Source organism: Pseudoduganella buxea (assembly GCF_009720835.1).
GTDB lineage: Bacteria > Pseudomonadota > Gammaproteobacteria > Burkholderiales > Burkholderiaceae_D > Rugamonas > Rugamonas buxea.
The window spans coordinates 89,199-103,882 of sequence record NZ_WNKZ01000009.1; the positions used below are offsets into that span (position 1 = coordinate 89,199).

Sequence of the window (14,684 nt, forward strand, 5' to 3'; positions counted from 1 at the left end):
CCGGAGCTGGCGTCGCGCAGCAGGTTTATCGAGGTCCCACTGCTTACTCGAAGAAGTCCTTGACCTTGTCCATCCACGACTTCGACTGCGGGCTGTGCTTGGCGCCGCCTTCGTTGGTGGCCCGTTCGAACTCGCGCAGCAGTTCCTTCTGCTTTTCCGTCAGCTTGACGGGCGTTTCGACAGCCACGTGGCAGAACAGGTCGCCCGGGTAGCCGGAGCGCACGCCCTTGATGCCCTTGCCTTTCAGGCGGAAGGTCTTGCCGGACTGCGTGCCTTCGGGCACGGTGAACGACACCTTGCCGGACAGGGTCGGCACTTCGATTTCGCCGCCCAGCGCCGCCTTGGCGAACGAGATCGGCATTTCGCAGTGCAGGTCGTCGCCTTCGCGCTGGAACACGGCGTGCGGCTTGATGTGGATTTCCACATACAGGTCGCCCGGTGGCCCGCCATTCGTGCCCGGTTCGCCGTTGCCGGACGAGCGGATGCGCATGCCGTTGTCGATGCCGACCGGGATCTTCACTTCCAGCGTCTTGTTGCGCTTGATGCGTCCGGCGCCGGAGCACGATGGGCACGGTTCCGGAATGATCTTGCCGGTGCCGTGGCATTTCGGGCAGGTCTGCTGGATGCTGAAGAAGCCCTGCTGCATGCGCACCTGACCGTGGCCGCCGCACGTGGAGCAAGTGACCGGCGACGTGCCCGGCTTGGCGCCGGAGCCGTGGCAGGTATCGCACTTGTCCCAGGACGGCACGCGGATCGTCGTGTCGAAGCCGTGCGCGGCCTGTTCCAGGGTGATTTCCAGGTTGTAGCGCAGGTCTGCGCCGCGGTACACCTGCGGACCGCCGCCGCCACCGCGACGGCCGCCGCCGCCGAAGATGTCGCCGAAGATGTCGCCGAACGCGTCGCCGAAGCCGCCCGCGCCGAAGCCGCCACCGCCGCCACCCATGTTGGGATCGACGCCGGCGTGACCGTAACGGTCATACGCTTCGCGCTTCTCCGGATTGGCCAGCATCTCGTAGGCTTCCTTGGCCTCCTTGAACTTCTCTTCCGCTTCCTTGTTGTCCGGGTTGCGGTCCGGGTGATACTTCATCGCCAGCTTGCGATAGGCCTTCTTGATCTCGTCATCCGAGGCATTTTTTGCCAGGCCGAGAATCTCGTAAAAATCACGCTTTGCCATAGGGAGGCACCTTGCTTACAGAACTGATGTCATTATGCGAAAAAGCCGAGCGGGCCCCGTATTTACGGCAGCACCGCTCGGCGGGTCAGGGGCTGGGCCGACCGGGACTTACTTGTTGTCCTTGACTTCCTTGAAGTCGGCGTCCACGACGTCGTCCTGCTGCGCACGCGATTCCGCGCCGCCAGCCTGCTGGCCGGCACCGGCACCGGCTTCGGCACCCCCGCCCGCTGCCTGCTGCGCCTGCATGTCGGCGTACATCTTCTCGCCCAGCTTCTGCGCCGCTTCCGTCAAGGTCGCGATCTTGGCGTCGATGGTGGCCTTGTCGCCGGACTTGATGGAGCCTTCCAGGCCCGTGATGGCAGCCTCGATCTTTTCCTTCTCGCCCGCATCCAGCTTGTCGCCGTATTCGGTCAGCGACTTCTTGGTCGAGTGCACCAGTGCGTCGGCCTGGTTGCGCGACTCGGCCAGTTCCTTGACCTTCTTGTCTTCGTCGGCGTTCAGCTCGGCGTCCTTCACCATCTTCTGGATTTCCTCTTCCGACAGACCGGAGTTGGCCTTGATGGTGATCTTGTTTTCCTTGCCGGTGGCCTTGTCCTTCGCGCCCACGTGCAGGATGCCGTTGGCGTCGATGTCGAAGGTCACTTCGATCTGCGGCGTGCCGCGTGCTGCCGGCGGAATGCCTTCCAGGTTGAATTCGCCCAGCGCCTTGTTGCCGGCGGCGATTTCGCGTTCACCCTGGTAGACCTTGATCGTCACGGCCGGCTGGTTGTCGTCGGCGGTCGAGAACACCTGCGAGAACTTGGTCGGGATCGTCGTGTTCTTGTGGATCATCTTCGTCATCACGCCGCCCAGGGTTTCGATACCCAGCGACAGCGGCGTCACGTCCAGCAGCAGCAGGTCCTTGCGGTCGCCCGACAGCACGGCGCCCTGGATGGCGGCACCGACGGCCACGGCTTCATCCGGGTTGACGTCCTTGCGTGGGTCCTTGCCGAAGAACTCCTTCACTTTTTCCTGCACCTTCGGCATACGGGTCATCCCGCCGACGAGGATGATGTCGTCGATATCGGAGACCTTGACGCCGGCATCCTTGATGGCGGTGCGGCATGGCTCGATGGTGGCGGCGATCAGCTCTTCCACCAGCGACTCCAGCTTGGCGCGGGTCATCTTCAGGTTCAGGTGGACCGGCGCGCCGTTCGCCATGGCGATGTACGGCTCGTTGATCTCGGTCTGCTGCGACGACGACAGTTCGATCTTTGCGCGCTCGGCCGAAGCCTTGATGCGCTGCAGGGCGATCGGGTCCTTCTTCAGGTCCAGGCCGTTGATCTTCTTGAATTCGTCGATGATGTAGTCGATCACGCGCTGGTCGAAGTCTTCGCCGCCCAGGAAGGTGTCGCCATTGGTCGACAGCACTTCGAACTGCTTTTCGCCATCGACGTCGGCGATCTCGATGATCGAGATGTCGAACGTGCCGCCACCCAGGTCATACACGGCGATCTTGCGGTCGCCCTTGTCGGTCTTGTCCAGGCCGAATGCCAGCGCGGCCGCGGTCGGCTCGTTGATGATGCGCTTGACGTCCAGGCCGGCGATACGGCCGGCATCCTTGGTGGCCTGGCGCTGCGAGTCGTTGAAGTACGCAGGCACCGTGATGACGGCTTCCGTCACTTCTTCGCCCAGGTAGTCCTCGGCCGTCTTCTTCATCTTGCGCAGCACTTCGGCGGAGATCTGTGGCGGCGCCAGCTTCTTGTCGCGCACGCCGATCCAGGCGTCGCCGTTGTCGGCCTTGGTGATTTCGTAAGGCATCAGGGAGATGTCCTTCTGGACTTCCTTCTCCTGGAACTTACGGCCGATCAGGCGCTTCACCGCGTACAGGGTGTTCTTCGGGTTCGTCACGGCCTGGCGTTTTGCCGGCGCGCCGACGAGGATTTCGCCGTCTTCCTGGTAAGCGATGATGGAAGGGGTCGTACGCGCGCCTTCCGCGTTTTCGATGACCTTCGGCTGGCCGTTTTCCATGATGGCGACGCAGGAGTTGGTCGTGCCCAGGTCAATACCGATCATTTTGCCCATGATTTGTTCTTCCTTAACTTGTGTAGTTTCTGAATGTTTCTTATATGCGGAAAAGCGTATTTTTTTTCAAGGGGACGTGCCCCTCATATAGATGACCGCGCTTATTTTGGCTGGGCAGCCGTCACGATGGCCGGACGCAGCAGGCGCTCGGCGATCATGTAACCCTTCTGCAGCACGGCGACGACCGTATTGGCTTCCTGCTCGGCCGGCACCATGGCCACGGCCTGGTGCTTGTTCGGGTCGAGCTTTTCGCCGGCAGCCGGCACCACTTCGATCAGGCGGTTGCGCTCGAACGCGGAATTGAGCTGCTTGAGCGTCATTTCGACGCCTTCCTTCATCGACTCGATCGTTGGCGCTTCCACCTTCAGGGCCATCTCCAGGCTGTCCTTCACGGGCACCATGGCTTCGGCGAACGATTCGACGGCAAATTTATGCGCCTTGGCGACATCTTCCTGGGCGCGGCGGCGGATATTGTCGCCTTCGGCCTTGGCACGCAGGAAGGCTTCGTGCATCTCCGCCAGCTTGGCTTCGGTGGCGGCGAGCTGCTCTTCCAGACTGTTGGCGCCCTGGGCTGCCGGCTCGGCGGGAGTCGAAGGCTGGGCGGATGCCAGTTCCTCATCGGGATTCGGGCTGGCCTGATTTTCCTGATCTTGCATCTAGAGACTCCTACGATCTGTTTTGTTTGACATTGCGGATGAGGGGAACTGCATATCCCCGTTGCACTGGCCGCATATGGGCCTATCCCCTACCATTTCAAGGGATATTCATCAATCCCTTGTCTGTTCGGCTTGACACAGTGCGCGGCAACGAACCCGGTCACCGGGCGTGACACCCCCTTCGCTGACCGGTTATTTTAACAGGCTGGCACTCCTCCCCGGCAAGTGCTAACAACACTTGCCGGTATCGAAATTGCAACGATGGGAGGATTTATTCCGTTGCGCCCTTCGCCAGCGCCGACTCGCGGCCCTTGGCGGCATCCTGCTGGCGCAGTGCGCGCTCGCTTGGCGACATCATTGTTGGCCAGCCGATCATATGCTGCTCGGCAATTTCAGCCAGGGCCGTGATCCAGTGCGGTGTTTCGTTCAGGCAAGGAATGTACTGGAACTGCTTGCCGCCATTTTCCAGGAAGTCGTGGCGCACCTCCATGGCGATTTCTTCCAGGGTTTCCAGGCAATCGCTGGTAAAGCCGGGACAGATGACGTCGAGCCGGCGTACGCCGTCGCGCGCCAGCTGGGCCACGGTGGGTGCCGTGTATGGCTGCAGCCACTCGGCCTTGCCGAAGCGGGACTGGAACGTCACCAGGTAATCCTCGGGCTTCAGTTTCAAGCGGGCTGCCAGCAGCCGGGCTGTCTTGTGGCATTCGCAGTGGTAGGGGTCGCCCAGCAGCAATGTGCGCTTGGGCACGCCGTGGAAACTCATCACGAGCTTTTCGCCACGGCCGTGCGCGTCCCAGTGCGCCAGCACGCTCTGGCGCAACGCTTCGATATAACCCTCGTGGTCATGGTAATTGCGTATCAGCCGCAGCTCGGGAATATTGCGGATCTTGCGGTAGTGGGCGAACACGGCATCCCAGATCGAGCCAGTGGTGGTGCCGGAATACTGGGGGTAGGCCGGCAGGATGGCGATGCGCTCGCAACCGTCCGCCTTCAGCCGCGCCAGCACGTCCGGCAGCGACGGCGAACCGTAGCGCATCGCCATTGCAACCGTCACTTCGCCATGACCGCGCGCGCGCAGCGCGTCATGCAGCAGCATCGCCTGGTTGCTGGTGTGCACCCGCAGCGGCGAGCCGTCGCGGGTCCAGATGGACGCGTATTTTTTTGCCGACGCGCCGGAGCGGAACGGCAGGATGACCCCGTTCAGGATGAACCACCACACGGCGCGGGGAATCTCGACGACGCGGGGATCGGACAGGAACTGCTTCAGGTAGCGCCGCACGGCGCCGCGGGTGGGCTCGTCGGGCGTGCCCAGGTTGACCAGCACGATGGCGCTGCCGCTGACGGCGCCGTGCTGGTGGGGTGGTTCTTTGGCGAATGACATGGCTGGGGTGGGATTGACTCGGATGGACAGCCATTATATGCCGCGCCACGGCCGAGCCGCTGCGGGAACGCCGGGCGCTCGCCGGCAAAATCGGTCGACGCGGCATATTGCCGGTTTTATCATTGGTATTTACAGATAAATAACAGGATGGTTAGCATGACGAAAGCCTCCGCCCTATCCGTGTTGCGCTGCGTGCTGGCTGTGGTCGGCGGCATGACGGCCATCGCGGCGCCCGCCCAGGAGGCGAGCCTGGTGCTTGCCGGATACCAGTTTGCTTACCGCGAACGTATCGAAACGGCTCCCGGCGACCTGCATGGCGAAACGACGGGGCAGATCGTCATCACCCGTCTCGACGGCAACGACACCGTCTACCTGGAACGCACGCACTTGCGGCCCGGCTGCGGCAGCGAGCCGACCATCGCCCCGATCGGGCCGGACGTCGTCGCCCTGTGCGGCCACCAGGGCGGCCGGCACTACACGAGAAAGCTGTTCCGGCTCGCGCCGCGGCCAGTGCCGCTGGCACAGATCGACTACTTCGACACCCCGGCCGCCATCACGGTCGACCCGGACGGCAAGCTGCGCACCCGCGTGTTGCGGCGCGACCTGTTCGGCTTGCCGGGACCGGTGTATTTTCCGTTCGTCCATGTACTGAACGACGGCATGGTGGTACAGGCCTTCGCGCCCGACTTCAGCGCCGGCGCCCGGCCCCATTATCTCGACTATTACCAGGAACTGAAACGGCAGGCCCAACCCGCCCTCCGCTATCGCGAGATGGCTGCGGCGCTGGTGGCGACAGGCAATACGGCGTTTGCCTGCCGCGAACTGGCCGCATTGCAGCGCGCGCTGCCGGCCACCGTCGACCTGGCGGCATGGCTGCGGGAACTACCGGCCGCCTATCCCGCCTTCGAGGGGCAGCCCTGCCCGGGACATTAGGGACAGCCGTCTTGCCGATATGTTCGCGCTGGCTTTATTGCCCAAAAACCGGTGTCGGATACGGTTTCCAAGCCACTGCGGCAGACCGGGCAGTTGCTCCGCGATGTGTTGCCCATGTGTCCTCACACGCGTCAGCACTTGCTGTGGAGTCGGCAGGCTTGCTTGCGGTGGCGCTGCAGGATGACTTTGGAGATGTGGCCGCTGCGGACGTCGACCAGGGCGAAATCGTTGCCGGTGCGGACCCAGCGGTGGCCGCGCCACGGGGCGGGCAGGTCGTTGGCGCGCCAGTTGCCGACGTCGTAGCGCTGGTGCCAGTAATAGCGCGGCAGCACTTCGCCCCGGTGGATATCGTGGCAGGGGCCGGCGCCGCCGGCACGGCGGTGGGGTCGGTGATTGCGCTCGTGCTTCCACGGGTCGCTGTAGTCGCACTGCTGGCGGGCGTGGCGCTCGTGGTGTTCGTGACGGTCGTAGCGGCCAGCGCCGGCAGCATGGGCATGGACGATGCTGGTGGCAAGGCAAAGCGCGGTGGCGGCGATGGCGAGGAAGGAGGTTTTCATGGCACGGTGCGGATGAGCTGGCGATGACTTCATTACACCGGAGCCGCCCCGCCCGCACCAGTGGTGAAACGGTAAGTACTGTTACAAGAAATGTCCGGCCACCAGCAGCACTGCCCTGCGCGGTGGCCGAGGTGCCTGTCAGGACGCCAGCAGCTCGCGCGCGTGCTTGCGCGTGGTGGCCGTGATTTCCAGCCCGCCCAGCATGCGCGCCACTTCCTCGACGCGGGCCTTGGCATCGAGCACTTCGATGCGCGAGGCCGTCTTGCCATTGTCGAGCGTGCTTTTCGCCACCTGGAAGTGGCTGTTGCCCTGGCTGGCTACCTGCGGCAGGTGGGTCACGCACAGCACCTGCCGTTCCTGGCCCAGGCGTTTCAAGAGGCGCCCCACGACTTCGGCCACGCCGCCGCCGATGCCGCTGTCGACTTCGTCGAAGATCAGGGTCGGCACCGTCGTTGCGTGCGAGGTGATGACGGAAATGGCCAGCGAGATGCGCGCCAGTTCGCCGCCCGAGGCCACTTTCGCCAGCGGGCGGGGCGCCACGCCGGCGTGACCGGCCACCATGAATTCGACCTGTTCCAGGCCCTTGGCGGACGGCTCGGACGGATGCAGCGCCACTTCGAAGCGCCCGCCCGTCATGTTCAAATCCTGCATTGCTTTCGTGACGGCCTCGCCCAGGGCCCGCGCCGCCGTGGCGCGCTGGGCCGACAGCAGTTTCGCCACCTCCAGATAGTCCGCCTTCAGCTTCTGTTCCTGCTTGCGCAGGCCGTCCATGTCGGTGGCATCGGCCAGGCGCGCCAGCTGTTCGGCCAGGCGGGCGTGCTCGGCCGGCAGCTCATCCGCGTCGACGCGGAACTTGCGCGCCGCCGAATGCAGCGCTTCCATGCGCGCATCGACCTGGCGCAGCCGCTCGGGGTCCAGCTCGACGCGGTCCAGGTAGGTGTTGAGCGCGTACACGGATTCCTGCAGCTGGATGCGGGCCGATTCGATCAGGTCCACCACGGGCTGCAGTTCCGTATCGACCGACACCAGCTTGGCCAGCTTCTGGTTCAGCGAGGCCAGTTGCGACACGATGGGCTGCTCTTCCGATTCGGAGATGACGGACAGAGCTTCCTGCGCGCCTTCGAGCAGGCTGGCCGCGTGGGACAGGCGGCTGTGCTCGTTGCCGATCTCGGTCCACTCGCCCGGCTTGGCGGCCAGCTTGTCGAGCTCGCCCACCTGCCATTCGATGCGTTCGCGTTCCAGCAGCACGTTGGCGGCATTCGTTTCGAATTCCTCCAGCTGTTTCGCCACGCCGCGCCAGGCCTTGTAGGCAATCGACACGTCGCGCACATTGGCGCCGGCCTGGTTGTCCAGCAGCTCGCGCTGCGCTTCCGTCTTCAGCAGCGACTGGTGGGCGTGCTGGCCATGGATGTCGACCAGCAGGTCGCCCAGCTCGCGCAATTGCGCGGCCGTGGCGGCCACGCCGTTGATGTACGCCTTCGAGCGGCCGGCATTGTCGATCACGCGGCGCAGCAGCGCACCGCCATCCTCGGAAGTGAACTCATGCGCGTCGAGCCAGGCCTGGGCCTGGGCCGTGACGGCGAAGTCGGCCGTGATGTCGGCGCGGCTGGCGCCTTCGCGCACGATGGACGCATCGCCCCGGCCACCCAGCGCCAGGGTGAGCGCGTCGATCAGGATCGACTTGCCGGCACCCGTCTCGCCCGTAAACACCGTGAAGCCGGCGGAAAATTCCAGTTCAATTACATCGACAATGACGAAGTCGCGGATGGACAGTGTACGAAGCATAGGTTCCAGATTGATCAGATTTTCCCGTCGCCGGACGGGTACTCGTTCCAGTGCAGTTTTTCCCGCAGCGTGTTGTAGTAGCTCCAGCCTTCCGGATGCAGGAAGGTGATGGTGTGCGGCGAACGGCGGATGTGAATGCGGTCCTGCGCCGTCAGGCTGGCGAAGGTCTGCATGTCGAAGTTGACGGTGATGTCGCGGCCGCGCTTGATCTCGATGACGATCTCGCTCGACTCGGGCAGCACGATGGGCCGGTTCGACAGCGCATGGGGCGCGATCGGCACCAGCACGATGCCGCCCAGCGCCGGATGCAGCAGCGGCCCGCCGGCCGACAGCGCATACGCCGTCGAGCCCGTGGGCGTGGACACGATCAGCCCGTCCGAGCGCTGGTTGTACATGAAGTGTTCGTCGACATCGACGCGCAGCTCGACCATGCCGGACCCGGCGCCGCGCGCCACCACCACGTCGTTGACGGCCAGGCCGATGTGGATCGGCTTGCCGTCACGCAGCACGCGCCCTTCCAGCAGCGAGCGGCGTTCGGCCTTGTGCGTGCCGCCCAGGATCTTGGCCAGCACGGGCAGCATGCCGTCGCGGGGAATATCGGTCATGAAGCCCAGCCGGCCCTGGTTGATGCCGATCAGCGGCACCTCGTAGGGTGCCAGCTGGCGCGCAATGCCCAGCATGGTGCCGTCGCCACCCATGACGATGACGACATCGGCCTTCTCGCCGATGCCCTGCGCGCTCATCGACGGGATGTCCGGCATGTTCAGGTGCTCGGCCGTTTCCGTCTCGAACACGACGCTGTAGCCGGACTGCTTCAGGAAGTCGAGCACATCGCGCACGGAATCCTCGATGCCGGCCGTATTGGGCCGCACGACCAGCGCGATCGTGTTGTAGATGGACGAAGCGACGGCAGGCGTGGCGGACATAGAAACTCAGCAGTTTAAGTAAGAGGCCACCCCTGTGGCGACACGCCGAAGAGTAAACCATTCCAGATTGTTCTGCCACGGGTTCCTCCCGCACGCGACCGCCACCGCGCCGCTGCACCGGCACGGCGCTGGAAATACTGTATGTTTAGCCAGTATAAGTGCTGCTGGACGGAACCGCAAGCGCCGCCCGGCAGGCGGCTCAATGGAAGAAGGCGACCCCCAGCCCGAGCACGGCCAGCACGGCCGCCACCAGCGAGACCGCGTGCAGCAGCACCAGTACCAGCCAGCGCCACGCCGTGCCCCAGCGCCCCTTGCGGTAGACGCGCTGCATGGCCCACGGCAGGTAGCCCAGCAGCCAGCAGAACAGCACCAGCTTGACGAAGCCGTCCGGCATCAGCATGAAGGCGCCGAACATGGCGAAGGCAAAGGCGTTCGTGTGCAGCGCGAACAGCACATGCTCGCCATAGCGCCGCCCCGTGCCCAGGTACAGCAGCTTCAGGTAGAAGGCGAACAGGGGCATCAGGCAGAACATGGCGTATGGCGCGTACTTGAAGAAACTGGCGTGCAGGATCGCGCCCTGCTCCTTGCGGTCCAGCTTTTCGAAATCGTCGAAGGCCTGGCGCAGCCCCGGCGCCACCCGTTCCAGCGGCGCCGGCAAGGTGGTGTGGCGCGGCATGTCCGCCGGCAGGTCGTCCGCATCGCCGATGACGGGCGCGGCGGGCTTGCCTTGCGCCGGGGCGCTGGCCGTGACCCGGGCATCCTCCGGGCCCATCTGCACCATCTCGGCGCCCGAGAGCTTCATCGCGGCAAAGAACAGGATGGACAGCGACAGGTACAGCCGCAGCGGCTCGACATAGCGGCGCCGGCGCCCGGCCAGGTATTCATTGGTCAGCGCGCCGGGGCGGAACAGCAGGCGCGCGAAGGTGCCCCACAGCCGCCCCTCCAGCGCCACGTAATGGCCGACGAACTCGTGCACGAATTCGAACAGGCTGGGCATGTGCAGCCGCGTTTCCTGGCCGCAGGCGGCGCAGTAATTGCCGTGCACGGGGGCGTGGCAGTTGCGGCAGTTGGCAGGCACGTCGTGGTGGCCGGCCGGGTCGATCGTCGCTGGGTTCAAGCTCGTTCCATGGAATGGCGGTGAATTCTCCATGCTAAACATTTCATGCGAAAAATGCATCATGGCTTAGGCGCCAAACCAACAGTTCAAGCGCGCGACCGGGTGCGGGTTTCGTCGATATGATGTGATTCAGTCAAGTTTCATTGGAAGGACACCATCATGAGCACCGAAAACAATCCGAACGATCCGCAGCCGAACGAACGCGACCGCCAGGTCAATACCGATGTCCAGGTCGGCCAGACGGGCGGCAAGCGCCTGCCGCACGAACGCGACGAGTCGACCCAGGGCGCCGAACACCAGGTGCCGCGCACCCGCATCCAGCAGGCCGCCGAGGATATCGAACAGGGCCTGGTCGATACGGACCTGCGCGAACAGCGCGGTATCCAGAAGCCGCCGCCGGACACCGGCGCCGAAGCCAATCCCCTGCCCGGCGTCAAGCGCGACTGAGCCAACCACCGAGGACCGCATGCCATGAACCGCACTCTCGCCCCCCTTACCCTTACCCTGCTGCTCGCCGGCGGCGGCGCTGCCGCCCAGGCGCCGCAATACCCGGTGGGCTACGGCCCCAATCCGAAGCTGCCCGAGCCGGAAAAAAGCCTGATCCCCACCGTCAACGTGGCCGAGACAAACGTATGGAAGGGTGACGAGAAACCCGTGGCCGCCGCCGGCTTCACCGTCACGGCCTATGCGCGCAACCTGGACCACCCGCGCTGGCTGTACGTGCTGCCCAATGGCGACGTGCTGGTGGCCGAAACCAATGCCCCGCCCAAGCCGGAGGACAGCAAGGGCATCAAGGGCAAGATCATGCAGATGCAGATGAAGAAGGCCGGTGCCGTGACGCCGTCCGCCAACCGCATCACCTTGCTGCGCGACGTCGACGCCAACGGCGCGGCCAAGACACGCCAGGTCTTCCTGAAGAACCTGAACTCGCCGTTCGGCATGGTCCTGGTCGGCAAGGACTTCTACGTCGCCAACTCGGACGCCGTGATGCGCTTCCCCTACGAGGAAGGCAAGACGGCCATCGCGGCTTCGGGCGTGAAGGTGATGAGCCTGCCCGCCGGCCCCCTGAACCACCACTGGACGAAGAACATCACGGCCAGCCCGGACGGCAAGTTCCTGTACATGACGGTGGGCTCGAACAGCAATGTCGCGGAAAACGGCATCGACAAGGAAGAAGGCCGCGCCGCCATCTGGGAACTGGAACGGGCCACCGGCAAGTCGCGTCTGTTCGCCACGGGCCTGCGCAATCCGAACGGCATGGCGTGGGAACCGAAGACGAAGGCCTTGTGGACCGTCGTCAACGAGCGTGACGAGCTGGGCAACGACCTGGTACCGGACTACCTGACGTCGGTGAAGGACGGCGGCTTCTACGGCTGGCCCTACAGCTGGTTCGGCCAGCATGTGGACGCGCGCGTCAAGGAGCCCCGGCCGGACCTGGTGGCCAAGGCCATCGTGCCGGACTACGCGCTGGGCGCCCACACGGCCTCGCTGGGCCTGGCCTTCTACGACAGCAACCTCTTCCCCACCAACTACCGGGGTGGCGCCTTCATCGGCATGCACGGCTCGTGGAACCGCAAGCCCCACAGCGGCTACAAGGTGGCGTACGTGCCCTTCGCCGACGGCAAGCCGTCCGGCCCGCCGCAGGACTTCCTGGCGGGCTTCCTCGGCAAGGACGAAAAAGCCAAGGGCCGCCCCGTCGGCGTGGCCGTCGCCAAGGACGGCGCGCTGCTGGTGGCCGACGATGTCGGCAACGTCATCTGGCGCGTGGCGCCTGCGGTGAAATAAGTTCGACTCCGGTGCGGTGCACGCCGTACCGGAGGGGATCGCCCCCCTCAACCGGAGCGTGGCCCGACATAATCTCTCCGATTGTCACAATCGCGGCAGTAGTCGCACCACGCACCATTTTGCTTTATATTCCTTGCTTTTTTAGTAAGCAAGGACAGCAATGAAAACCATCGTGCTGGCCACGGCACTCCTGGCCGGTGGCGCCGCGGCGGCCACCTCGCCATGCGCGCAGATCGCCAAGGGCATTCCGTTCGCCGACGCGGCGACGGGAAAAACCGAGGCCACGGCCCAGGTGCAGGCCCTGTTCGATGCCGCCAATGCCGGGGACGAAGCGGCTTTCGCTGCCCTGCTGGCCGCCGTGCCCAATCCGGATGACTACGTGGTCGGCAACGACAAGCTGCTGCACCGCCTGTTGCGCCCGGCGCGCAGCCTGGTCGAGGACGAAGCGGCCTGGCGCAAGGACATCGCCAACACCTACGACAAGGCCCACTTCGCGGGGCAGCAGCGCAAGCATGCGGCCCTGTACGCCGCCAAGACGCGCATGCTGGCACTGGCCCTGCAGGCCGGTGTCTCGGTCAAGGAAGCGGGCGATGGGGGCACGGCCCCGCTGCACCTGGCGGCGCTGTACGGCACGGCCGAGATGGTAAAGATGCTGGTCGCCGCCGGTGCCGATGTGCGGCAGGTGACGAGCAGCTGGCCCCAGGAGGAAGCACTGGAAGCGGCCTTGCGCCAGGAACGGGCCGGCCAGCTGGAAAGCATCGTCACGCCGGCCGAGCGCACGCGCGTGGTGCTGGCCCTGGTCGATGCCGGGGCGCCCCTGCCGGGCAAGCAGATGGACAAGTACCAGGCCTGCGAGCGCAAGGCGCGCAAGGAAGACGACAAGGCGTTCGACCGGCCCGGTGCCGACTACCTGCTGTGGGACGACCTGCTGGCGCTGACGCAGGGCCGCGAGGTGCTGGACCGGATGCTGGCCCTGGGCACCCGCCCCTACACGGACGAAGGTGCCGGGTCCCTGTTCGCCCATGCCGCGGCGGCCGGCAATGTCGAAGGCGTGGCCTGGCTCAAGGAGCGCGTGCCGCGCCATGACAAGGATGGCACCGACCTGTGGGTCGAGGGCGCCATGTGGGCCCTGATGGCCCCGCCGGAAGCGGCCGACCGCATTCTCCACGAGCTGCTGGAGCCCGCGATGCCGTGGCAGCAGAACGGCCCGCGCCACATCGATCATCACGGCCGGGCATGGCGCCATGTGCCGCGGAACGAGACCGCCAACGCGACGCTGCTGGAGCGCGCCATCCTGGCCGGCCGGAGCGACGTGGTGCGGCGCCTGGTCAAGCTGGGCGCCCCGGTGGCCGATGACGATGCCGCGCTGCTGGCGCGTGCCGTGGCGGCAGGGGACGTCGCGATGGTGCGCACGCTGCTGGAATTGGGCGTCTCGCCCCTGGCCGGCGAAACGCCGGCGCTGGAAGTCGCCGTCGCCGGCAAGACAGGCACTGACTTCGACAGCAAGGCCGGTGGGCCGACACCGGCCCGGCGCGGCGAGATGCTGGCCCTGCTGCTGGCGGCGTTGCGCCAGCGCCAGCTTGCCGTGCCGGACGACTCGCGCCTGCTGGACGAGGCCTTGCGCTATGCGACCAGCGCCGAGCGGGCCAGCCTGGCGCGCATGGTGCTCGACGCTGGCGTGCCGGCCCGTAACTTGTCGTTCGACGGCATCCAGACGGCCCTGCGCTCGCCGGACCGGGCCTTGTTCGGCACCCTGCTGGCGCAGGGCTTCCTGCGCACGGGTGCGTCGGATGAGACCTCTGCCGAACGCCGGGAAGCGGCCAGCGCCGTGCTGCGCGAAGCCATCCTGGTGGGCCGGGCCGACCTGATCGCCCCCATGCTGGCCCTGCAGCCGGACCTGGGCTGGCGCGGCGAGGACGGCCTGGGCGCCCTGGACGTGGCGATCCGTCGAGGTGACGTCGCCGTCGTCGACGCGCTGCTGGCCGCGGGCGCCACGCTGGACGATCCGGCCGCGCTGGACCACGCGATCGTTTCCGGCAAAGCCGACATGGTGCGTTTCATCGCCGGCAAGAGCGGGCGGCAGGTGGGCCGCAGTTGCGTGCCCGACGGCGCCGCGCTGGCCGAGCTGGTCAAGAGCGCCGACGATGCATTCTGGACCGGCCTGCGGGCACAGGGCTTCGGCGCACGGGCCTGCCCGGACATGGCGCCGCGGCTGGTGGCAGCGTTCGCCGACAGCAAGGCGCTGCCGTACGCCGGCTGGCTGGGCGAACGGCTGCGCCAGCGCATGGCCGACCTGCGCGCCGACC

Annotated in this window: 12 protein-coding genes; 4 read left to right on the plus strand and 8 right to left on the minus strand. The window is 65.7% G+C overall.

Annotation, left to right across the window (positions count from 1 at the left end; translation table 11 throughout):
* Positions 1 to 43: 43 nt before the first annotated feature.
* The 4 genes from dnaJ to hemH all read right to left on the minus strand — a co-directional run bounded on the left by dnaJ (position 44) and on the right by hemH (position 5,275).
* Positions 44 to 1,174 (minus strand): molecular chaperone DnaJ, encoded by a 1,131-nt coding sequence (gene dnaJ / locus GM672_RS05640; protein ID WP_155469548.1) that lies wholly within the window; start codon positions 1,172 to 1,174, stop codon positions 44 to 46.
* Between the two features lie 108 nt (positions 1,175 to 1,282).
* The gene (gene dnaK / locus GM672_RS05645) at positions 1,283 to 3,298 is read right to left on the minus strand and encodes a molecular chaperone DnaK (RefSeq protein WP_260098585.1); all 2,016 of its coding nucleotides are present in this window, start codon (positions 3,296 to 3,298) and stop codon (positions 1,283 to 1,285) included.
* A gap of 41 nt (positions 3,299 to 3,339) precedes the next feature.
* Entirely contained in the window at positions 3,340 to 3,894 is a 555-nt protein-coding gene (gene grpE / locus GM672_RS05650) for a nucleotide exchange factor GrpE (RefSeq protein WP_155469550.1), read from the minus strand.
* 271 nt (positions 3,895 to 4,165) lie between these two features.
* Entirely contained in the window at positions 4,166 to 5,275 is a 1,110-nt protein-coding gene (gene hemH / locus GM672_RS05655; protein WP_155469551.1) for a ferrochelatase, read from the minus strand.
* 156 nt (positions 5,276 to 5,431) lie between these two features.
* Here hemH and GM672_RS05660 point away from each other — a divergent pair, with 156 nt between their 5' ends.
* Complete coding sequence (locus GM672_RS05660) at positions 5,432 to 6,208, plus strand: hypothetical protein (protein ID WP_155469552.1); 777 nt, start codon at positions 5,432 to 5,434, stop codon at positions 6,206 to 6,208.
* Positions 6,209 to 6,339: 131 nt separating this feature from the next.
* Here GM672_RS05660 and GM672_RS05665 read toward each other — a convergent pair whose 3' ends face one another.
* The 4 genes from GM672_RS05665 to GM672_RS28890 all read right to left on the minus strand — a co-directional run bounded on the left by GM672_RS05665 (position 6,340) and on the right by GM672_RS28890 (position 10,593).
* A complete protein-coding gene (locus tag GM672_RS05665) occupies positions 6,340 to 6,765 on the minus strand; it encodes an RcnB family protein (protein ID WP_170299938.1) in 426 nt (141 codons plus the stop codon).
* Between the two features lie 138 nt (positions 6,766 to 6,903).
* Positions 6,904 to 8,550, minus strand: a complete 1,647-nt coding sequence (gene recN, locus GM672_RS05670; RefSeq protein WP_155469554.1) for a DNA repair protein RecN — start codon at positions 8,548 to 8,550, stop codon at positions 6,904 to 6,906.
* A gap of 14 nt (positions 8,551 to 8,564) precedes the next feature.
* Positions 8,565 to 9,476: an NAD kinase gene (locus tag GM672_RS05675; RefSeq protein WP_155469555.1), complete on the minus strand. Its 912-nt coding sequence runs from the start codon at positions 9,474 to 9,476 to the stop codon at positions 8,565 to 8,567.
* Between the two features lie 199 nt (positions 9,477 to 9,675).
* Entirely contained in the window at positions 9,676 to 10,593 is a 918-nt protein-coding gene (locus tag GM672_RS28890; RefSeq protein WP_229417565.1) for a DUF3667 domain-containing protein, read from the minus strand.
* A 159-nt stretch (positions 10,594 to 10,752) separates the two neighbouring features.
* Between GM672_RS28890 and GM672_RS05685 the strand changes: the two genes are divergently transcribed.
* The 3 genes from GM672_RS05685 to GM672_RS05695 form a co-directional block, all read left to right on the plus strand.
* Positions 10,753 to 11,040 carry a hypothetical protein gene (locus GM672_RS05685; RefSeq protein WP_155469557.1) on the plus strand — a complete coding sequence of 96 codons (288 nt, stop codon included), beginning with the start codon at positions 10,753 to 10,755 and terminating at the stop codon, positions 11,038 to 11,040.
* Between the two features lie 24 nt (positions 11,041 to 11,064).
* On the plus strand, positions 11,065 to 12,378 hold the full coding sequence (locus GM672_RS05690; protein ID WP_155469558.1) for a PQQ-dependent sugar dehydrogenase: 1,314 nt from the start codon (positions 11,065 to 11,067) through the stop codon (positions 12,376 to 12,378).
* Positions 12,379 to 12,538: 160 nt separating this feature from the next.
* Positions 12,539 to 14,684, plus strand: a 2,146-nt coding sequence (locus tag GM672_RS05695) for an ankyrin repeat domain-containing protein (protein ID WP_503826357.1), incomplete at its 3' end; no start/stop codon positions are given.

What these genes read in the sequence shown, in the direction of transcription:
- dnaJ (WP_155469548.1), bottom strand. Translation starts at nt 1,174, where the DNA reads ATGGCAAAGCGTGATTTTTACGAGATTCTCGGCCTGGCAAAAAATGCC.
- grpE (WP_155469550.1), bottom strand. Translation starts at nt 3,894, where the DNA reads ATGCAAGATCAGGAAAATCAGGCCAGCCCGAATCCCGATGAGGAACTG.
- hemH (WP_155469551.1), bottom strand. Translation starts at nt 5,275, where the DNA reads ATGTCATTCGCCAAAGAACCACCCCACCAGCACGGCGCCGTCAGCGGC.
- GM672_RS05660 (WP_155469552.1), top strand. Translation starts at nt 5,432, where the DNA reads ATGACGAAAGCCTCCGCCCTATCCGTGTTGCGCTGCGTGCTGGCTGTG.
- GM672_RS05665 (WP_170299938.1), bottom strand. Translation starts at nt 6,765, where the DNA reads ATGAAAACCTCCTTCCTCGCCATCGCCGCCACCGCGCTTTGCCTTGCC.
- recN (WP_155469554.1), bottom strand. Translation starts at nt 8,550, where the DNA reads ATGCTTCGTACACTGTCCATCCGCGACTTCGTCATTGTCGATGTAATT.
- GM672_RS05675 (WP_155469555.1), bottom strand. Translation starts at nt 9,476, where the DNA reads ATGTCCGCCACGCCTGCCGTCGCTTCGTCCATCTACAACACGATCGCG.
- GM672_RS05685 (WP_155469557.1), top strand. Translation starts at nt 10,753, where the DNA reads ATGAGCACCGAAAACAATCCGAACGATCCGCAGCCGAACGAACGCGAC.
- GM672_RS05690 (WP_155469558.1), top strand. Translation starts at nt 11,065, where the DNA reads ATGAACCGCACTCTCGCCCCCCTTACCCTTACCCTGCTGCTCGCCGGC.